This window comes from Veillonella ratti, from assembly GCF_003992115.1.
Lineage (GTDB): Bacteria > Bacillota > Negativicutes > Veillonellales > Veillonellaceae > Veillonella_A > Veillonella_A ratti.
This window is the reverse complement of record NZ_RQUX01000009.1, coordinates 51,960-73,975: the sequence shown is the minus strand read 5'-3', so window position 1 is coordinate 73,975 and position 22,016 is coordinate 51,960. Positions and strand designations below refer to the sequence as shown.

General features: G+C 42.0%; 14 protein-coding genes. 12 read left to right on the top strand and 2 right to left on the bottom strand.

What is annotated here, in order from left to right:
* Window positions 1–130: 130 nt before the first annotated feature.
* Entirely contained in the window at window positions 131–805 is a 675-nt protein-coding gene (locus EO124_RS05495) for a flavodoxin (RefSeq protein WP_164726561.1), read from the top strand.
* Between the two features lie 15 nt (window positions 806–820).
* Window positions 821–1,423, top strand: coding sequence for a ferric reductase-like transmembrane domain-containing protein (locus tag EO124_RS05490; protein WP_127058685.1), 603 nt, complete (start codon window positions 821–823; stop codon window positions 1,421–1,423).
* A 102-nt stretch (window positions 1,424–1,525) separates the two neighbouring features.
* On the opposite strand, the gene lgt is transcribed toward EO124_RS05490, so the two are convergent.
* A complete protein-coding gene (gene lgt / locus EO124_RS05485; RefSeq protein WP_127058684.1) occupies window positions 1,526–2,389 on the bottom strand; it encodes a prolipoprotein diacylglyceryl transferase in 864 nt (287 codons plus the stop codon).
* Window positions 2,390–2,500: 111 nt separating this feature from the next.
* Here lgt and pheA point away from each other — a divergent pair, with 111 nt between their 5' ends.
* The 4 genes from pheA to EO124_RS05465 all read left to right on the top strand — a co-directional run bounded on the left by pheA (window position 2,501) and on the right by EO124_RS05465 (window position 8,534).
* Window positions 2,501–3,355 (top strand): prephenate dehydratase, encoded by an 855-nt coding sequence (pheA, locus tag EO124_RS05480; RefSeq protein ID WP_164726560.1) that lies wholly within the window; start codon window positions 2,501–2,503, stop codon window positions 3,353–3,355.
* Window positions 3,356–3,471: 116 nt separating this feature from the next.
* Window positions 3,472–5,310 carry a glycosyl hydrolase family 18 protein gene (locus EO124_RS05475; protein ID WP_164726559.1) on the top strand — a complete coding sequence of 613 codons (1,839 nt, stop codon included), beginning with the start codon at window positions 3,472–3,474 and terminating at the stop codon, window positions 5,308–5,310.
* 111 nt (window positions 5,311–5,421) lie between these two features.
* Entirely contained in the window at window positions 5,422–7,890 is a 2,469-nt protein-coding gene (gene leuS / locus EO124_RS05470) for a leucine--tRNA ligase (protein ID WP_127058681.1), read from the top strand.
* Between the two features lie 164 nt (window positions 7,891–8,054).
* Window positions 8,055–8,534, top strand: coding sequence for a deoxycytidylate deaminase (locus EO124_RS05465; protein WP_021841045.1), 480 nt, complete (start codon window positions 8,055–8,057; stop codon window positions 8,532–8,534).
* 1,039 nt (window positions 8,535–9,573) lie between these two features.
* Here the strand turns inward: EO124_RS05465 and EO124_RS05460 are convergent.
* On the bottom strand, window positions 9,574–10,803 hold the full coding sequence (locus EO124_RS05460; protein WP_127058680.1) for an aminopeptidase: 1,230 nt from the start codon (window positions 10,801–10,803) through the stop codon (window positions 9,574–9,576).
* A 171-nt stretch (window positions 10,804–10,974) separates the two neighbouring features.
* Here EO124_RS05460 and EO124_RS05455 point away from each other — a divergent pair, with 171 nt between their 5' ends.
* The 6 genes from EO124_RS05455 to EO124_RS05430 all read left to right on the top strand — a co-directional run bounded on the left by EO124_RS05455 (window position 10,975) and on the right by EO124_RS05430 (window position 21,967).
* Window positions 10,975–11,649, top strand: coding sequence for a ComEA family DNA-binding protein (locus EO124_RS05455; RefSeq protein ID WP_127058679.1), 675 nt, complete (start codon window positions 10,975–10,977; stop codon window positions 11,647–11,649).
* A 185-nt stretch (window positions 11,650–11,834) separates the two neighbouring features.
* Window positions 11,835–14,204 (top strand): ComEC/Rec2 family competence protein, encoded by a 2,370-nt coding sequence (locus EO124_RS05450; RefSeq protein ID WP_164726558.1) that lies wholly within the window; start codon window positions 11,835–11,837, stop codon window positions 14,202–14,204.
* Window positions 14,205–14,212: 8 nt separating this feature from the next.
* Entirely contained in the window at window positions 14,213–15,181 is a 969-nt protein-coding gene (gene holA / locus EO124_RS05445) for a DNA polymerase III subunit delta (protein WP_127058677.1), read from the top strand.
* A 65-nt stretch (window positions 15,182–15,246) separates the two neighbouring features.
* Window positions 15,247–16,650, top strand: coding sequence for a VanW family protein (locus tag EO124_RS05440; RefSeq protein WP_127058676.1), 1,404 nt, complete (start codon window positions 15,247–15,249; stop codon window positions 16,648–16,650).
* A 36-nt stretch (window positions 16,651–16,686) separates the two neighbouring features.
* A complete protein-coding gene (locus EO124_RS05435) occupies window positions 16,687–20,367 on the top strand; it encodes a PolC-type DNA polymerase III (RefSeq protein ID WP_127058675.1) in 3,681 nt (1,226 codons plus the stop codon).
* A gap of 43 nt (window positions 20,368–20,410) precedes the next feature.
* Window positions 20,411–21,967 carry a gluconokinase gene (locus EO124_RS05430; RefSeq protein ID WP_127058674.1) on the top strand — a complete coding sequence of 519 codons (1,557 nt, stop codon included), beginning with the start codon at window positions 20,411–20,413 and terminating at the stop codon, window positions 21,965–21,967.
* Window positions 21,968–22,016: the final 49 nt, after the last annotated feature.

Here is a 22,016-nt window from a genome sequence, read left to right as displayed (position 1 = left end):
ATTTAGAACTATTTGCTTGACTTGAAGTTAACTTTAAGGCATATAATAACAACGAAAAAATAGCGATATATGATACTAAAAGTATTGAACTGTTATATTTTGGGATATTGAGAGAATGGGAGGGATTTGTATGAATCTTAAGAAAATTATTTTCGCAATTTTAGTGGTAATTGTTGGTGCCGGTCTGTTTTGGCTGAACTATTCAAATGATAAAACTGATAAGAGTACTACAACCGTGTCTACTAGTAATGTTGTGTCCACTACGGATACAACTAAAGGGAACCACCGAAGCTTAATCGTATTTTTCTCACGAACTAAAGGTGTGTATGGTGTCGGTGAATTACCAATCGGTCACACACATCGAATTGCCAATTACATCCAAAGCGCTACGGGCGCCGATATGTATGAAATTGTACCGGTAAAAGAATATCCGTCGGATTATCGTGAAACTACGCAAGTAGCGAAGGCGGAACAAGCTAATAATGAAAGACCGGCTATTCAAGGTCAAATTCCTGATGTTAGCCAATATCATACTATTTATATCGGTTCGCCAATCTGGTGGGGCGAATATCCAATGGTTGTTCACACCTTCCTCGATCAAGTTAATTTGAATGGCAAAACTGTAATTCCATTCACAACTCATGAAGGTTCTGGTTTAGGGAGTGTTGAAGCTGTGTTAGCTAAACAATTCCCACAGGCGCATTTATTGGAAGGCCTAGCAATTCGCGGTAGCGAGTCTGACTCTGATGCAGCTAAAACGACTGTTCAGACTTGGTTACAACGCATTGGTGTGTTGGGAGAATAAAGGGGAGCCGTACAATTGGGGAATTTAATGCAAGTGCTGCGCTTGTTAATAATATGGTTTATTTTATCGGCACCTTTGGTGTATCTAATGAATACAGGTGTTGTTGAAACAACACGCAATTTGACTGTCTATGATGCCGGGGTTATTGCTTATGTCGGCTGGTTATTAGCCGTTTATGTTATGACGCGCCCAAAGTGGCTCTTACGTTGGTTTAATACGGCGGAGCTTATTACATGGCATCGCTTATTGGGGCCTTTAACATTATTAATGGCTCTCGTTCATTATATGTTTTCTTTTTCTATGCATGAAGAAATCAAATACACCGGCGATGGGGCCTTAATAGCGGCTGTAGCAGGTCTTATTATTGCCATAATATGGTTGACTCCAATAAGTAAATCAGCTAAATCAGCTTTTGATAAGATCAGACTGACCATGCGCCAAAAGTTTTCACACAAGGGCGCCCGCTGGCTCCATCGCTTGTATTTGGTGGCTATTATATTGGGGTTAGTACATGTGCATATGATTCCGCGTATTGCTGATAGCCTGTACTTCATGATTGCCTTCGATGTGTATACTTTATTTGTGCTGGCTACCTATGGTTGGCAAAAGGTAAAATAGTATATTATTTACAGAATAACTTAAAAATGGCAGTAACTCAATTAACGGATAATCCGTCGTTGAGTTACTGCCATTATTTTTTTAGAAAAAACAGTAAGTACATTATTTACGTTTGCGTTTTGCCTTATCTTCTGACTTCTTAGCGGAAGAGGTAGCTGATGAAGCTTCAGTACCATCGCCTGCATACAAATGGGTATCATAGGAGCCTTTTACCTGAAGGTAAATAAAGACGATAATTCCGATAATAATAACCGTAAGACTAGTCATCTGTGCCGACTTGAGGCCCATGGTGAGATTTACATAGTCGCCTCGTAAAAACTCGAGGAAGAAGCGGGCTGTTGAGTATAAGATGGCATAGAGTACGAATGTCTGACCTTTTTTGTGTGGTACCGTATTGAATAAGAGAAGTGCCACGAAGATGAGGATGTCGATTTGACCTTCCCAAATTTCGGCAGGCCATAAAGGTTGCGCTCCATAGGTTTTGAAGGCGAGCGTCGTTTCCGGATAGAGAATACCGAAATTGCCACCAGTGGGGTGACCGAACGCATCGCCGTTCATGAGATTCGCCATGCGGCCTACGGACTGACCGAGAATTAAGGCCGGTGCAAACACATCGGCAAAGGCCCAGGTGTCGATATTATGTTTTCTTACATACCAAATACCCACTAAGGTACCGAGCACAACGCCACCTTGAATGGCCATACCGCCTTGCCAAACGAAGGGAATTTCCAAGATATGATGTTGGTAGTAATCCCAGTCAAAGAAGAATACATCCCAAAGACGGGCACCGACAATACCGGCAATGCCGGTGGTGATGGCGAAGTCGAACATGTGAACATGCCAACCGCGACCGTCTCTTTTAAATAAATAATAGGCTACGGCAGCCGCACAGAAAATACCTAAGGATAAGAGCAGACCGTAAGCTCGAATCGGAAAGTCTCCTATATAAAATAAATATTGATGCATAATTACCTCCTCATAAATAGTATATATTCATTATAACGGAGCGCCATTCTTATGACAAATAAAAAGGGGGTATGTTATAATAAAAATTATCGTAGGAGGAGGCGATTAAGAGTGATAACTATTTCATTTTTAGGCCCTCACGGGACGTTTACGGAAGAAGCTCTGAATCGTCTGTGTGAGTGTCAATCATTGACGATACAAAAAGAGGCGATGAATACTATTGATGAAGCTATTGAAGCGGCCATGTTGGGACATGTGGATTATGCTTTTGTACCGGTCGAAAATTCTTTGGGCGGTACGGTTTTGACGACAATAGATTATTTGGCAGAACACGGCGGCGTGGAAATACGAGCTGAAATCTGCATGCCTATTCGCCATTATTTATGGGGCTTGCCGGGCAGTGTGGCAAGTGAAATAACCACTATTTATTCCCATCCGCAAGCACTGAGACAATGCAAAGTTTTTTTGCAAAAACAGGCTAAACAGGCTCAACAAATTGTGACGGACTCTACGGCTCAAGGTGCTGATATTGTGGCTCAATCACAGTCATTAGTCAAAGCAGCCATCGGCGGCGAGGCTATGGGCACAAAATACGGCTTGGTTAAATTAACCGATCAAATTCAAGATAATATGCTTAATTTGACGCGCTTTATTTTGGTAAAACCGAATCCGCACATAACTTTTGACGCCTCTATGACAACGGGGAAGGTGTCTTTACAATGTGAATTGGAAGGCTTGCGTCCTGGGTCCTTGTGGGAATGTTTAGGGATTTTTGCCAAACGGCAAATCAATTTGGTTAAAATCGAATCGCGTCCGACCAAGGGACGTCTTGGTGAATATAAATTTTTCCTTGATCTTCAGATATTAGATAATGGGACTCAAATTTCGGAGGCGCTGGCTGAACTTAAAGAATTGGCCACGTCTTTGCAACTATTGGGGGCCTATGAAACATATATTGTCGAGTAAAAGTACCCAAGAAGACTGTTAAGGTTGAGTAAAAACAGCTGAAAATAAAGAAAAGTCTATTAAAGCTAAGCAAACTCATAAAAAATGAAATTTACTATATAAAAGAAAGGATGTATATGAAGCAAATTTTGACACGTGCCGTATTGGCAGCGTTAGTGATGCTTTCCGCCACCGGCGCGCAGGCGGCATCGATTGAAGTGACTAAAGAAAGCAGCAGTTTAATCAAAATAGATAACTCTGTAAAATATAAAGCACCACAAGCTACTACTAATGGTAAAGTAACGGTTTCTAAGGAGGCCGGCCATGACCTTAGCGGCACGGAATCGGTGCAACCTATTTTTATTCGTACATTGGCTGGTCAGACCAGTGATGCGGGGGAATTGGCTATCGTGGAAGACGGCCATATATTTATCCCTTTAAGCGTATATCAGACGGTAAATTTAAATACTATCAGTATAAAAAACAACAAGGCGTATATTGCTTTGCCGGCGCCTCGTCGTGCCGGTGACATGAGCTATAACGGCGATCGCCGTAACGGTGTACGTACCATTCAATTGGCTACGATAGATCGCAACGGAATAACTTATGTAGACATGAGTGCCACATCACCGCTCCTTGGCGTACAGGCGATTCGTACAAAGACGGGGATTGAATTGAAGGCACCCTTAGGGGCTTTAGATATTCCAACTCGTAAGGAAATAAAAGGTTCTTTGGCATGGGTATTCGATCCTACTGTGTCTGCTTCTTATGGGGTTCCGGTAGCGAAGAGCGGTACCTCCGTTGTTTCGCCAACATGGTTTGATTTGTCTGAAAAAGGCTTGGCTGTTAAAAATGGCGTAAGCCTGACGTACGCCAATACCTATAAAGATGAAGGGTATCGTGTATGGCCGTTGGTGACGAATCAGTTTGATCCGGATTTAACAAGTAAAATCTTAAATGACAAGAAATACTGGCAAACCATTGCGGATGATATGGTTCTTTATGCGTTGACCTATGGTTATGACGGCTATAATTTGGATTTTGAAGACGTGCATTATAAAGATAAAGCAAAACTTACGAGTTTTGTAACATACCTTACACAACGTCTCCATCAGTTTAATATCTATGTTTCCATGGATGTAACGGGTTATTCGGATAGTGAAAACTGGTCCATGGTATACGACCGTAAGAATTTAGGCAAAGTCCTCGATTATATGGTGCTCATGGCCTATGACGAAGTGTGGGCATCTAGTCCGGAAGCGGGCCCGGTTGCCAGCTATCCGTGGGTAAAACGCAATGCTACAGCGCTTACCCGCGATGTTTCACCTGAAAAAATCGTCCTCGGCATACCGTATTATATGCGTGTATGGCAGCGTACTATTTCCGTAGATGATAAAGGCAAAGTTACCTACGGTAAAGCTAAGAGTCGTACGCTTACTATGAGGGAAGCAGAGGAATTAAAAGCTACTTATACTGATAGAGTGCAGTGGGATGATGATTTGAAATTGCACTATTTACGATTCGGTAATGATGAATTAGGTGAGCAATTATTGGCTTATGCGGAAACCGGTAAAGAGCCGAGAATTGCCGGTGGCTTACGGAATAAGTCGGCTACCATTTCCGAAGTGTGGTTTGAAGACGAAGCATCTATGGCTTACAAGCGTGAGCTCATGAGTGAACTTAAATTAGCGGGCTTTGCGGCTTGGCGCAAAGGTTTTGAAACTTCATCTTTCCGTCAATTTATGTACAATGATGCGGTGCCGGCAAAGAATGTGCCACACGGTACGGCTAAAAAGATTACTAAATTGCCTAGCTTTAATGGCAACGAATCGGCTGCGACTAAGCAGAATGCCGGAGCTAATCCTTTTACTAGCGGTGGTGAAACGGCCGATACAGTACCAACCGGTGCTACTTTAACGGGTGTTGCTGTTACCGGTTCTAGTTCTACGAAAGTGGCGGTAACAAAAGAATCGTAACACATCCCATGTTGACGGTATTGTTATAATAGTAATATAATAAAATTTAAGACTTGAAGATAAAATAAAACGGTATAGACTTGAGGAATTTGAGTTTGAGGAGGCTGTGGCATGAACGAAAAATATGTAGCCCAGGACATTGAAAAGAAATGGCAATCGTATTGGCTTGAACACAATACGTTTAAGACCGACTATGATGAAAGTAAAGAAAAATATTATGTACTCGAAATGTTCCCATATCCATCGGGGAATTTACATATGGGTCACGTGCGTAACTACTCCATTGGTGATGTAGTAGCTCGCTTCAAAAAAATGAAGGGCTTCAACGTGCTTCATCCAATGGGGTGGGATGCCTTCGGTATGCCGGCTGAAAATGCGGCTATCAAACATGGCATTGCACCAAGCAAATGGACCTATGAAAACATTGCTAATATGAAACGTCAGCAGCAAGAGCTCGGTTTATCCTATGATTGGGACCGCGAAGTGGCTACTTGCAAAGAAGATTATTATCGTTGGACGCAGTGGTTATTCCAACAGTTTTATAAAAAAGGCTTGGCCTACAAAAAAGAAGCCAAAGTAAACTGGTGTGAACATTGTCATACAGTGCTTGCTAACGAACAGGTTATTGACGGCCTTTGCTGGCGTTGTGACAACAAGGTTGAAAAGAAAGACCTTAAACAGTGGTTCTTAAAGATTACAGACTATGCAGATCGTTTATTAAATGATTTGGATAAACTCGATCATTGGCCTGAACGCGTTAAAACAATGCAGAAAAACTGGATTGGTCGCAGTGAAGGGGCACAGTTCGCTTTTGAAATCCCTGAAATCAATAAAAATATTGAAGTCTATACAACTCGTGTTGATACGATTTACGGTGTTTCCTATATCGTATTGGCTCCGGAACATCCGTATGTAGAAGAATTAATTGCCAATAAACCGAATAAAGCGGAATTGGACGCATTCATTCACAAAGTACGCAATTTGAACGAAATCGACCGTACCTCTACGGATGTTGAAAAAGAAGGTCTTTTCACCGGCGCTTATGCCAAACATCCAATGACCGGTAAAGATATCCCTATTTGGATTGCCAACTATGTACTCGTTGATTACGGTACCGGTGCCGTTATGGGTTCGCCGGCTCATGATGAACGCGATAACAAATTTGCCCGCAAATACAATTTGCCGATTTTACCGGTTGTTCAGAACAAAGATAACAGCTTAACTTTTGACGAATGGCAAACGGAAGCTCATGAAGACGGCATCCTTATTAATTCCGAAGAATACAACGGTATGACTTCTGCAGAAGCCCGCGAAGCTATTATCAAAAACTTAGAAGAACGCGGCATAGGCCGTAAGATGGTTAACTATCGTTTGCGCGACTGGTTGATTTCCCGTCAGCGTTATTGGGGCGTGCCAATTCCGGTTGTATACTGCGATAAATGCGGCGAACAACTCGTGCCTGAAGAAGAATTGCCGGTTCGTTTGCCGGAAGATGTTACCTTTGATGCAGGTGCTATTTCGCCGTTGGCTACGTCTGAAAACTTCGTAAAAACCACTTGCCCTAAGTGTGGTGGCGAAGCTCGTCGTGAAATCGATACTATGGATACATTCATCGATTCCTCTTGGTACTTCCTTCGTTATACCGATGCTCGTAACGATAAAGAAGCGTTTAATAAGAAATTGGCTGATTACTGGATGGATGTAGACCAATACATCGGCGGTATCGAACATGCTATTTTGCACTTATTATATTCTCGTTTCTTCGTAAAAGTAGTACATGACCTTGGCCTTGTAAGCTATGACGAACCGTTCAAAGGTTTGTTGACTCAGGGTATGGTACTTAAAGAAGGCAGCAAAATGTCCAAATCTAAGGGCAATGTTGTATCCCCTGAAGAAATCGTGGCTAAATACGGTGCCGATACGGCTCGTCTTTTCATCCTTTTCGCGGCACCGGTAGAACGTGACCTCGACTGGAGCGATGAAGGCGTAGAAGGTTCTTATCGTTTCTTGAATCGTGTATGGCGAATCGTTGATGCGTACCAAGAATTGGCTAAAGCCGGTCATAGTGAAAAATTATCGAAAGATGAATTCGCCCTTCGTCGTGAGTTACACCGCGTTATTAAAAAAGTAACGGAAGATCTTGACGGTAAATTCAACTTTAATACAGCTATTTCCAGCATTATGGAATTAGTTAATGCTATGTATCAGTTTAAAGACAGCCATGACTCCGTACAGGCTGATTTGGCTCATGAATTAGTTGAAAAATTATTGCTCATGTTAGCTCCGTTCACACCTCATATCACGGAAGAGTTGTGGCATGAAGTAGGTAAAAGCGGTAGCATCCATCAGCAAGATTGGCCAATTTATGAAGAAGCGGCCCTTGTAATCGATGAAGTTGAAATCGCCGTACAAGTTAACGGTAAAGTACGTGATAAAATGACGATTCCAGTAGATATGCCTAAAGCCGATTTAGAAGCCCAGGCATTGGCCCTTGATCGTGTAAAAGAATTTACAGACGGTAAAACCGTAGCTAAAGTCATCATTATTCCAAATAAAATTGTGAATATTGTTGTTAAATAATTAGTAGAATGGTATGAGATAATATGCACAATTTAAATTTTAAATTGTGCATATTTCTGTATAAAGCTTAAGTTTGATAGTCCGATATAGGTGAAACAATATTATTTAAGTAGCTCATTAGTTATGTAAACAATATCATTTATAGCATAATGAGGAGGTGTCATATGCCTAAACGCAGTGACTATATTAGTTGGGATGAATATTTTATGGGCGTAGCCATCTTGGCAGCTCAGCGTTCCAAAGATCCGAATACACAGGTCGGTGCCTGTATCGTTAGTCAGGATAACAAGATTTTATCCATCGGTTACAACGGTATGCCACTTGGTTGCAGCGATGATGAATTCGCTTGGGGACGAGATGCAGACCACGATAATAAATATTTTTACATCGTTCACAGTGAATTAAATGCCATTTTAAACTATCGCGGCGGTTCGTTGGAAGGCAGTAAGATTTATGTCACCTTATTCCCTTGTAATGAATGTGCTAAAGCGATTATACAAAGCGGCATTCGCGAAGTGATTTATTGGCAGGATAAATACAAAGACACGGCGGAAGTTATTGCCTCGAAACGAATGCTTAGAACCGCGGGTGTGCAGATAACAGAGTATATACCGACAGGGCGCACGGTAAATATTAGCGTGTAGCGCGTGGTTTCTTCTTGCACGGTATTGCAAAAAACAGGGCAGTCAGGCGGTCATCATTTTTAATAGTTTATTGCCTGCTGTTTTATTCTGTTCATATTAATAAAGATTTAAAACAGACTAACAAGGTCTCACTCAGGTTTTCTTACGAAAAAAGTCGTTCAACCTTGTTAGTCTGTTTTTTTGTGTCTGAGCAATACTTGAGCTAAATAAACAGCAGGCAATATCACTTGAATAAAAACGATTGAGCCTTGCCTGACTGCGTCTGTTCTATAAGCAATAAACCGTCAAAAAGAAAAATCGCGCGTTATACGGCTAATTGGGGAATGAAGAGGGAACACATGGCGAGCTACATTATTAGCAATCTATAACTCCATTGGTCTGTCTGTTTTTAGAACTACAATCACATTAAGAGCTGGCGGGCTATATTATTAATAACTGCGTGCGGTGAAACTGCCCGTTTTATGTATAATACCATAGCAAGAAGACCCAAAACGCGCTCCACCGCTAATATCGGAGGAAGAGAGGAGAAGAAATTACTAAGAAAAACAAAGCGCACTACAGCGCTAATGTGGGAGGAGAGAGAATGAATTGTTAAATTCCTCTCGTGCGTTACCTCTCTATTCTTGAAGGGGCGACGGACGAGGGGGATTTTTTCTATCATGTTCTCGGGCGGTTGTTAATATAATGGCCTCGCCTGCTTATTGCACTTATGAGCCTAATCGGAAGGTTGAGTATGGAGTGTAGTACTATTTTAAAAGAAAGAGCGGAAGTTATTTCATAAGATTCCGTTCTTAGAAGCTTACGAGGGCGAGTTTAAGTAGGAGTATAGCACTATATAACAAAGAAAAAGCATTAGTAACCTTGAACGACCTTTGCTCTGTAGAGCCTGGGAGGAGAGGTTACTAATGCTTTTTCTTTATTTATTTTGTCCTCGTAAGCTTATAGAGGACGGTTGCGAGAGGTGCTGCCGCTCTTTCTTTGGCAAAAAGGCTCAAGCAAACTGTCCGATTAAGCTCTTGAGCGCCAAAAGGGCGAGGCCTTATATTAACAACCTTCCGCTTTTCATGACTTGAACAACATCCCCCTCAAACGTCGTTCCTTCAATATTCATATCTTCATGTCCAATCATGAAGTCGACGTGGGTCAAGGAATCATTCAAGCCTTCAGCTTTCAGTTCTTCTTTGCTCATACCGTCGCTGTTGGCAAGGCAGGTTGGGTAAGCCGCACCGATAGCCAGGTGGCAGGAGGCGTTTTCATCATATAGTGTTTCGAAGTAAACACGATTGGATTGACTGATTGGCGAGTAGTGGTCTACGAGAGCCACTTCGCCCAAATAAGCAGAGCCTTCGTCGGTTTCGATGAGGTGTTTAAGATGTTCTTTACCAACTTTTGCATCGTAGTCGACGATTTTACCGTTTTCAAAAGTAAAATGGAATTCGTTAATTTCATTGCCCTGATATATAAGCGGTTTTGTGCTGTAAACAACGCCGTTAACGCCGTTGTATTGAGGGGCACTGAATACTTCTTCGGTTGGAATGTTGGCATCGAAGATGGTGCCGTTTTTAGCAGCCTCTGCACCGCCTTGCCACAAATGATTTTTAGGTAGGTCAATACGTAAGTCGGTTCCGTTGGAACATGTGTAATGAAGTGTTTTAAAATGATAGTCATTTATGGCTTTGGTGCGATGGCCAAGGCGTTCTAAATGTTTTGGTAAGGTTTCTTCGTCAGCTACGTTTTCAAGACGACAGAGCGTGAAAATTTCAGACCATAAGGCATCGAGTTTTTCAGAATCGGTACCGGTGAAGCCTAGTAGTTCAGCCCAACGTAAGGTCGCCACAGAGGCCACGCACCAGGTTAGGGTGGAATCCATGATGGCTTCGTGATAGAAAGCAAGCGCTTTATTTAAGTTGCGTGATTGCATAGCGATGCGTTCCGATGGAACACCGGCTAATGCTTTCGGATTAGCACTGATGAGAGATAAAAAGGCGGCACCTCTATCTACATAGGTTTGATAATAGGTAGGAATCCAAGGGGCCGGATTGGATAATACATCTTCCGGCGCATGAAGGAGTCGTTCTTTACCAATTTCGGTGGAACGCCAATTTACTACAACTTCTTTAGCACCTAGCGCATAGGCTTCCTTAGTTACAATTAGGGCGAAGTCACTGTTTTCTACATCTACATTGATAACTAAGGTTTGATCTTTTTGAAGGTTTACGCCGGTTGTTAAAAGAGCGTGGGCATAATTTTTTAAACGAGTTGTTTCCATAAAATACATCCTTTCTATTACTGTGTCCATACGAAATTTTATGATTCTTATATTTACTTACTCATACCATTAGTGCGTATGCGCACCAGTGGTGGAATTAAGTAGGACTTATATTTTCAATCACGAAACCCTAACTAAGAATATAAAGTTAAGTTTTGGGAGGGGTTTGTGATGGAACAGCTACAAAAGCATAAAAAAGTATGGTTACTTTTAGCTATATCTATATTTTTATATTTAGTGGTGCTAAGGCCTATTATATCAGATTCATCGGAGCAAATGAATACATCCGATGCGGTGGCTGCTTCTACAGCTGCAAATAGGCGTGCTAATGATGGGGAAGCCGATAGTTCGCTAATAAACAGTAGTAAAGGAAGTGACCATTCTATTAGCACTTCGAAGGACAATCGTAACAGTGATTTCAATAACAATTCCGGTGGCGATAATCAGTTTGTTTATGTAACGGGAGCTGTGGAGACCCCCGGATTATACAAAGTACGCGAAGGGGAAACCGTAGGCGATGCTATTCAAGGGGCGGGCGGTTTATTACCGTATGCTTCGGTGGATACCTTAAATTTGGCGGAAGCTGCAACCAGCGGCAGTCATATCCATGTGACATTTAATTTCATGGGAAACCCGGAAGAACTTTTGCGGCGACAAAAGATAAATATTAATACGGCGACGGAGCAGGAATTGACTAAATTATCCGGTGTGGGGCCGGGCACGGCTAAGAAGATTATTGCTTATCGGGAACAATCGGGACCTTTTAAAGCGATTGAAGATCTTAAAAAGGTAAAAGGAATTGGGGACGCTACGTTTAAGAAATTGGCACCACATATTACCATTTGAGCAACACGATTTAAGTAAAATGATTTAAACATCATAGTTTAAGCGCTATGTTTTGTACAGATAAAAATTTAAATAAATAAGTTTTTTTGCTAATACCGGATATGACAAAGAAATTTTTTATGAAAAATTATAAAAAATTTGGAGCTAAATTGAAGTCTGAAACGTTTATATGTATGAGGAGTAATATGGGTGAGCAAATATCATGGCAGAAAATTGTAGCGCTAGGTAAAAAGGTACTATATTTTTTTACTTATACGGAATGGGGCGCAATACTATGGCTGGCGCCGGCTTGGGGAATTGTGACGGCCTATGGACAACGCTATGAATTCACTAACCCGATGATTGTGTTTCTCTGTAGTATTTGGTATTTCATTTGGCTGATTTGGCAGCGGCGAGATAAAAACAAGAAGCAAAGTTATATCTATGCGAATCCTGCTATGAGTGCTGCTAACATGGTGCGTCAAGGGATTACCTCTACTTATGTACAAGCTATTATCGTTGGTTTGTTATTGGTTTTAGCGAGTATGGAATACTATCATACAGAAAGCGAGATTGATGAGTATTATGAGGTTAACCCTTACTATTTGGGAGCTGAAGGAACTTATACAGTTCGTGTTATGAATTTACCGGAATCAGTTGTTCTGCAAGATAAAGAATTTCTGCGCTTTGAAGGTGATTTAATTACTATGATACCAAAAAAAGAAGCCACGGAGTCAAAGCCGTTAAAGGCGGACGGTGAGCTTATGGTATATGTGGAGCCTACCGAAGCTATGAAGGCAAAACCTATCTTGCCCGGTCAATATGTGATGGTAAAAGGCAGAACGAGTAAACTGTTACAGGCTCCCGAAGAAGGTCGAATCGATTTGCGCCCTCGTTATCTTACAGCGCATCGCGTAGGCAATCTATATGAGGGGGCATTCGTAAGCTTTGATAGTAAGGTAACCCCTACATGGTATGAACGTATTGAAAATAGAGTCGATTATCTATTGGGGGTGGCCCGTTGGCAACTGATGAATCAGATAGATGCTAATTTGCCCGGTGAAATGGCTGCCGTAGGACAGAGTTTATTACTTGGTGGAGGCTATGGAGCTATTGATGCATCTGTTATGGATTTGTTTGCCAAAACGGGGTTAATCCACATCTTATCTGTATCCGGCTCTCACGTAGCCCTATTATTCGGGTTTGTGTTTGTTGTTGCTCACATTATGGGGGTACCCAAGAAAAAAGCGACTTACGGTGCCATCGCATTTGTTATATTATATTGTGCTATTGTGGGGTTCAATCCGCCCGTGGTGCGTTCTGCTGTCATGGGGATTATTATGGGAATTGGTCTAATTCGAGGCGATGTGTATCATAGCCGGCAGGCCCTGAATATAAGTGCGGCACTTATGTTGGCTTATGAACCGCTTTTGTTCTTGGATATCAGTTTTCAACTCTCCTTAGGTGCCACATATGGCATATTACTCTTCAGTCGCACTTTGTATCAGCGTTTGCCCAAAGGATGGCCCTATATTATGGGGCCCATCAGTTTATGCCTTAGTGCGCAAATTTTAATTTGGCCGTTGCAACTGTATTATTTTCATCTTATGGGTTACGGTTCCTTTTTGGCGGCTGTTATTGTCGGACCTTTATTGGATTTAGCCATATTGGCTACTGCCGTGCTGTTGCTTTTACACTGGTTAATTCCAGTAGGCAGTTTATGGTATTTGCTGGGTCTCCTTTTGCGGTTATCACTCTTTTTAAACTTTACGATTGCTTCATTGCCGGGTGCGGTTATGTGGCTAGGGGCATTGCCGGTGTGGCTTGGCACTATATATGTTCTAGGTTGTCGTCAATTATATGCTATTATGCGTGAATGGAGGGTTCGCTCGCTTTTTTATGAAAACATCACAATGAGCTTGTTGTTTATTGTTCTTTTCTTGCCTCTGATTCATTTGTCCGGTGAACAAGTTTTTATTCATACGATTCCGGTTAATAGAGGGGCTGCTTTTTTAGTCATTAAAGAGGAGCCGTTAAAAACTGCTAAAGCTTTTTTATATGTGACTACAGGCGGTAAAAGCGTATCGAATATGACGCGAAGCTCCATAGTTAACAGTGTTCATTATTTTGGTATTGAACGCCTCAATGGTGTTATAATGCAAGAGGTATATGAAGGTAATGAAAAAAGTATCATAACCCTACTGCATAGCTTGGAATTTCCTGTGAGTGCAATACATAAAAGCGATATCAATCAAGATACTTATATAGGGCGTAATAGTGCAGATTTCGACAAGATTGTTAGGGAGTATCCAAAACAGATTTTGGTAGAAGGACCAAGGGGAGGATTCCTATTCGGTAATGGACAAATTAGCGAAAACAATCTAAAATTAATAGAGACGAAACAATATATTGTAGGAACTACCAACAGTGCTACAGCATCAAGGGGGGATGACGGCCCGTCAGGTCCGATTGCCATTGTATATTGGCCGAGCTCCGGCAAGTACGCTGATGTAGATCCGGCAGATTCAACCAGATATATTACGGGCACACGTGTTGTCCCGGATTTTTTATTGTAGGAGGGGCTATGGCAATTTTGCTACTTTATGGTGATGAGTCACAGCTCATTGATGAAAAGAAACGCGAATTTTTAACTAAATACAAGGATTTGGCGGTGCAGTCTTTAAATGATGAAGTTGGACCGGGGCGAATTTGTGAAAAGTTAAGCGAAGATTCGCTATTTGGTGAACCAACTTTATATTGTTTAATCAATCCGCCTATTTTTGTAAAGCCGAATAAAAAGGTTAGTGATGAGTGGCAACAATTGTATAATTTATTGATTACTTATGAAGGTGCCAATCCGGTGTTAATTCTATATCATGATACGATAGATAAGCGGACTAAGCATAACAGTGAGTTTTTAAAAAAGATTACGAATGTGGCCTGCATGCGTTTAAAAAAAGAGGAAATAGTCCAATGGTTGCAGTCCTATTGTAAGCAAAATGGTTTTACCATAACGATGGACGGCTTGGAATATATGAAGCATTTATTGGAATTGTGGCAAGATGTGCCGGTCAGCTTTTTGCGAACGGAATTTGACCGTTATTTTCTCTTATTGCCGCCGAAAGGCAAAATAACGCAGGATTTTTTAATTCATAATGGCAGTGATTATGGAGCAAAAAATATCTTTTTATTCAAAGAGGCATTACTGCAAAAAGATGCAGCTACCTTATTGGCTTTGTTTCCTTTTATGCTTCAAAACAAAGAATCGGAACGAGCCATGTCATATATTGAAGGCCAATTGCGTTTGCAGCTGATGGTTAGCGAATGCAAAGGTACGGGATTATCGGAACGGGAGGTACAGGATTTATTTAAAAAGTACGAGTCCTCTACGAAACCGTATCCTATTACTTTGGCATACAGGCAAAGGAACGTTTCAGTGCGAGCCTTAGCCAAATTGTTGCGTGGTCTCTATGAAGTTATGCGCAACAGTCGTCGCGGTGAGGGTGACTTATCTTATTTTAAAGATTTATGTTTAGCCTATTGCAAGTCCTAGGGATTACCCATAGAAAGTTACAGGGTTTTACTCATTACTGGTTATAGGCAGCGGGGTGTTGTTGAATGAAGAAAAAAGTCGGCATTGTAGCCGGTGTGGTGTTAGGTTTAATTTCATTAAGTACGGGCGCCTTTTTATATCCTACAGGCAATGTTATTCAAGGCATGTATTTAGGTGAACGTGATGTGTCCCAAGCCAATAAAGAAGAGTTGGCAGATATTATTGAGGCTGAAGCGGCTAAGGGACCGACTCATATGAAGGTCAAATGGCAGGATGGCAAAGAAACCACGGTAGCTTTAAAAGATATCGGGGTAAAGCCGAATGTAGATAAAACAATTGAAAGCCTTATGACATACGGTTATGAGCCTTCTATGGAAGAATATATTACGAATCGCTGGCATGCATTGATGGCACCGGTATCTAAAGCTATCGTATATGATGTGAACGTACCGGCATTAGAAGCCTTATTGCAGACTTATAGTAAAGAAATCGGTTATACCGGTCATGATGCTTATTTGACAGTTGAAAACGGACAAGTCGTATTGCATCCGGAAGTACCGGGGAAACGTCTCGATATTGCTAAGACAGTGGCTAGTTTACAGGAAAAGCTTGCTAAAGGTGAAGTATCCGGTTTTGAATTGGTCATCGACAATCAGGCTAAGCCAAAGATCACGGCTGAAACATTAAAAGGGATTAATACTGTATTGGGAACGTATTCCACTACTTTTAACTCCGGTGATGTAAGTCGTACCCATAATATTCAAATTGCTACCGATAAAATTAATAATGTGGTGATTATGCCGCACCAAAACTTTTCATTTAATGATATAGTCGGTGAACGCACGGCCGAAGCGGGGTACGATGATGCACCGGTATTTATGGACGGTAAATTAGTGCCCGGTATTGGCGGCGGTATTTGCCAAGTTAGTTCCACGCTTTTCAATAGTGCTTTATTGGCGGGGATGGATATTGTAGAACGGACGCCGCATTTTGCACCGGTAGGTTACATGGCGGCCGGTCGTGATGCTACAGTGGCTTACGGTTATTTAGATTTTATTTTCAAAAATCCCTATGACCATCCGATTTATGTGTTGGCTCATACATCCGGCGATACTTTAACTATTAGTATCTTAGGTTTTGCGGCGGATGAACCGCAAGCAGTATCTATTACAGTGGGCAATGAGCAGACAATTCCGAATAAAGTGGAAACTCGTATCGATCCATCGGTGACCAAGGAAACAACGAACGAAGGGCATGCAGGCCTTAGTGTGGATACGACGGTACATATTACGTACAAAGACGGCCGCACCAAAACTGACTCCTTTAACTCCACCTATGATCCGGTAACGACTTATGTTGTAAAACCGGCTAAAGAAACCGCTAAAGATGGTAAGGATGGGGCAAAGGACGCTGATAAAAAGGATGTAAAAACAAAAACCGACAACAGTGAATCCGCTAAGTCGGAGTAATACAATGAGTTTTAAAAATTTGAAGGAAGGATAGACATGAAAGTACGATATCATATAGTGCCAAAACGACGTAAACGGACGGCACTGATGATTGAAATCAATGATAAAACAGTAAAAATTAAAAATGTACTGTCCCAACCGGATGCATTTAAAGAGTTACAGAATAAACTGGAAGAATGGTATCAGATAAAGCAGATTCCCGTAAGGCAACTGGCTTCCGATGATGCTGATACTTTATTCTATGGCTATGCTACGGCACCGATTCATGATCATACACCGGAAGAGTACTATATGGATGATCCCGGAGAGATTGAAATCCCTGAGGATGCGTTGGATCAAAAGTATTGGGATGAAATTTTTCAGGCGTCTGAGCATGAAAGTCCTGATGAATTTAACCATCAGGAAGAAGATATGCCGCCGGGCTTTGATGAATACGACTTTCCCTTTGCTTTAAAAGAGGATGCGCCTATCAGCATGTATGACGAACCGGTAGAGTGCAACTATGTACCGGCTAAGACTACACCGGTAGATGCGCAGGCAGGCGGTGGTTTTCAGTATAGCGGAAAACGAAGACGTAGCTTTAAACGTGATGTGACCGATCCGGGCATGATTTTGGGACCGGCTATTCACGGCGAACCGGTTAGTATTTCTTCGGTTAATGAAGAAGTAAACGGCGTCGTTTTTGAAGGCATCTTTGTGTCCCTTGAAATGATTGAAACGAAAACCGGTAAAGGTCTTATTAAGGGGCATATTGTAGATGCCACAAACAGTATTCGTTTTGCCAAGTTTACGGATACCGCTGAAGAGGGCGAAGAGCTCCTTAAAACGATGAATGGTCTCAAAGCCGTTCGCGTACAAGGCGATGTTCATTATGATGATAAATTCGAACGCGATTATACGCTGGTATTGCGTAGCATTCAACAGTTGGAAAGCGGCGCTAAACGCACGGAAAATCGTGAAGATTCTCGCGTAGAACTCCATCTTCATACGAAAATGAGCGACCGCGATGCTTTAGTTAATGTGAAAGAGTTATTACAAACGGTAAAAGCCTGGGGTCATCCGGCGGTAGCTATTACCGACCATGGCGTCATTCAGGCTTTCCCGGAAGCGCAGGAAGTAGCCGGTAAATTAGGCGTTAAAGTGATTTACGGCGTGGAAGGGTATTTGATTGAAGATGAAGAAAATGATACCCGCGCGCATATTATTTTATTAGCCAAAAATCGGGTAGGGCTTCGTAATTTATACAAAATGATTTCTATTTCCCATTTACAGTACTACAAACGTCGTCCTCGTTTACCGCGTGCTGTTATTGAAGACCATCGTGAAGGTATCATTATCGGGTCCGCTTGTGAAGCGGGTGAGCTGATTCGTGCCATCATTAAAGGTGAGTCGCAGGAACGATTATTGGAAATAGCCTCTTTCTACGATTATCTGGAAATCCAGCCATTGGAAAATAATCAATTTTTAATGTATGACCGTAAAACCGGTGAAAAAATTCATGACGAGCAATATCTGATTGACATTAATAAAAAGGTTGTAGAACTTGGCGAATTATTGAATAAGCCTGTAGTTGCTACCTGTGACGTGCATCATCTGAATAATGATGAAAAAATATATCGCCAAATTATGTTGACTGTATCCGGTTTTAAAGATATTGAACGGACGCCGTCGTTATACTTGCGTACTACCGATGAAATGTTGGAAGAATTTAAATACTTAGGCGAAGAGAAAGCCTATGAAGTGGTAGTTACCAACTCACGCATGATTAATGACAGTATTGAATCTTTGCAACCGGTACCGCAGGGCAAAACATATTCCCCTAAGATTGAAGGGGCCGATAATGCATTGACGGAAATGTGTTATAAAAAGGCCAAAGAAATCTACGGCGATCCTTTGCCGGATGTAGTAGCGGAGCGACTCGATTATGAGTTGACGCGTATTATCGGCAACGGTTACGGCGTGTTATATTATATTGCGCATAAACTGGTGCGTAAGTCCTTGGATGACGGTTATTTGGTAGGCTCCCGTGGTTCCGTAGGTTCCTCGTTTGTAGCGACTATGGCGGATATTACGGAAGTAAATCCGTTACCGCCGCATTATATTTGTCCGAAATGTAAACATAGTGAATTTTTTACCAAGGGTGAATATGCCGGTGGCTTTGACTTGCCGCGCAAGAATTGTCCGGAATGTGGTACGCCGCTTCACACTAACGGTCATGATATTCCGTTTGCCATATTCATGGGCTTTAATGGCGATAAGGTACCAGATATTGACCTTAACTTCTCTGGTGATTATCAGCCGCGTGCTCATAAATACACGGAAGAATTGTTTGGTCGCGATAATGTATTCCGCGCCGGCACAATCGGTACGATTGCTGAAAAAACAGCAATCGGTTATGTTAAAAAATATGCGGAAGCAAATGATATTCAAGCTCGTCAAGGCTTTTTGGAATCCTTGGCCAAAGGCGTAACGGGTGTAAAAAATACAACCGGTCAGCATCCGGGGGGCATCATGGTTTGTCCGCGCGATATGGATGTGCATGAGTTCACACCGGTGCAATATCCGGCCAATAAAAAAGACAGTGGCATTATTACGACTCACTTCGATTATCACTCCTTTGAAGGTTGTATGACGAAGCTCGATATTCTGGGCCATGATGATCCGACAATTATACGTATGTTGGAAGATATAACCGGTATCGACGTTCAAACGATTCCATTTGACGATCCGGAAACACTCAGCTTGTTCTCGTCCACTAAAGCTATCGGTTTAACACCGGAGCAGCTGATGGGCGATAAAGTGGCCTCCTTGGCCGTACCGGAATGTGGTACCGGCTTTGTACGGCGTATGTTGGAAGACTCCAAACCGAAATGTTTTTCCGACATAGTACGTATTTCCGGTTTTTCCCATGGTACGAATGTATGGCTTGATAATGCGCAAACTTTAATTAAAAATGGTACTTGCCAATTGAATGAAGCCATTTCCACCCGTGATGACATCATGAACTTTTTGATGCATCGCGGCATTAAGCCAATTACTTGCTTTAAAGTCATGGAAAATGTGCGTAAGGGCAAGAAGATTGATAAGTTGAATAAATTAGGGCAAAAAGAAACGGATTATGAAGAACAGATGCGTGCCGGTGGTATTCCGGAATGGTTCATTGAGTCTTGTAATAAGATTTCCTATTTATTCCCGCGTGCCCATGCGGTAGCGTATGTTATGATGGCGTTCCGCATTGCGTGGTTTAAAATCAACTATCCGCTGGCATTCTATGCCGCTTATTTCTCGATTCGTGCCAAAGCGTATGACATGAAAATTATGGCAAGTTCACTCATTGAACAGCGTGCCGAATTTGATCGTTTGAAAGCACTGGACCGTAAGGCTTCGAATAAAGACAAAGACATGATGAGTGCGTTGGAAGTTTCCATGGAAATGAAGCAGCGCGGTTTTGATTTCTTAGTGGCTGATCTTAATTACTCAGAAGCCCGTCGTTTCACTATTCATAATGGTGCTTTATTGCCGCCGTTCTTGGCTGTGGACAGCTTGGGTGAAAAAGTAGCGGATATGATTGTGGCAGAACGAAAAGAAAAACCGTTTACATCAGTTAAGGATTTACAACGTCGTTGTAAGGTTTCCGGCAGTATTATCGCAACTATGCGAGATTTAGGTTGTTTTAAAGATTTACCGGAAGATGAACAAATGAGTTTATTCGGCTAAATATTAGCAGAAAAATAAATGTTAGCAGCAAAAGGAGGTTTTTATGACCTTAAAAGTGAAAGATCCGGTATGGATTGGTGTTGATGTAGGCACGACCGGTGTGCGTGCTACTGCGTATACAGCTACAGGTAAGGCAGTAGCTACGACTGAAGCGTTTTACAGCTTGGAAACGCCACAGTATGACTGGGCGGAACAAAATCCGCAGCAGATTTATGATGCTGTAGAAGAAGTAGTGAAGGGGACCGTGGCTGAATTACAGTACAAATTGGTTACCATTTCCGGTTTGGCCTTAAGTTCCGTTATGCACAGCTTTATCCCGCAAGATGACAAGTTTCAACTCTTAGGCAATATGATGACATGGGCTGATAGTCGCAGCGCCGCTATTGTTCGTCGTTTAGAAAAGGACCCTAAGGTTAAAGAGTTTTACTTCAATACGGGCTGTCCTTTACATGCGACCTATCCGTTGGCAAAAATTCTATGGGTTAAAGAAAATCAGCCGTCCATTTTTGAACGAATGTCGCATATCGGCTCTATTAAAGATTTCATTTTCTGTAATTTAACCGGTGAATGGGTGACCGATAAATCGGTTGCCAGCAGCAGTGGCCTCTACAATGCGCACAAAGAATGTTGGGACGAAGAAATCTTAAACTTTGTCGGTATTACCGAAAAATGTTTGCCGGAAGTTGTTTCTACGACTCATAGTAGTGCCTTGTTGCCTGATGTAGCGAACCGTTTAGGCTTACCTGCCGGTTTGCCGGTTGTTATCGGTGCAACCGATGGCGTATTAGTAAATGTTGGTATTGGTGCTGTTTCAGCCGGTCAGCTTAGCTGCACGATTGGTACAAGCGGTGCGATTCGCATGCTTACGGAAAAACCGCGCATGGACAAACAACAACGTACTTGGTGTTATAACTTAACCGATGACATGTGGGTAGCCGGCGGTGCCATTAACAATGGCGGTATCATCATGCGTTGGATGCGTGACCGTATTCTTCACTTGCATGGGCCGCAAATGGAACAACTCGATGTGGACCCATACGATTTGATGACCATGAAAGCTCGTCACGTACCGGCCGGCTCCGGCGGCTTACTCTTGATGCCTTTCTTTACCGGTGAACGAGCACCATATTGGAACTCCGATTTGCGCGGTGCTTTTATCGGCTTATCCTTAAATCACAGCCGTTCCTATATGATTCGTGCTACCATGGAAGGTATTTGTTACAGTCTTCTTTGCGTATTGCAAGCCCTGCGTGACTTTGAAGAAGTTAAAGACATTCGAGTAAGCGGCAGTTTCACCAAATCCGAGTTATGGCTTCAGATTATGGCAGATATATTTAATGAAAACATTACCTTGCCGACAAACAGCGAAGGGGCATCCTTTGGCGCAGCCGTATTAGGTTTTATTTCTGACGGTACGTTGAAAGATATTAAAGATACAGCTACACTCGTTACGGCTCAAGAAGTATACACACCAAAAGAAGCTAATCGCGAAGTATATGACGAATTGTTCAAGATTTATGAGTCTTTATACGTAAATATGAAAGATGATTTAGCTCGCTTGGTAAACTTCCAACAGAACCATCCGTTCAATCGTTTATAATATATTTTTTCTTTTTGAACTATTGTGTCGGTTCATATGAAAGGAGGCG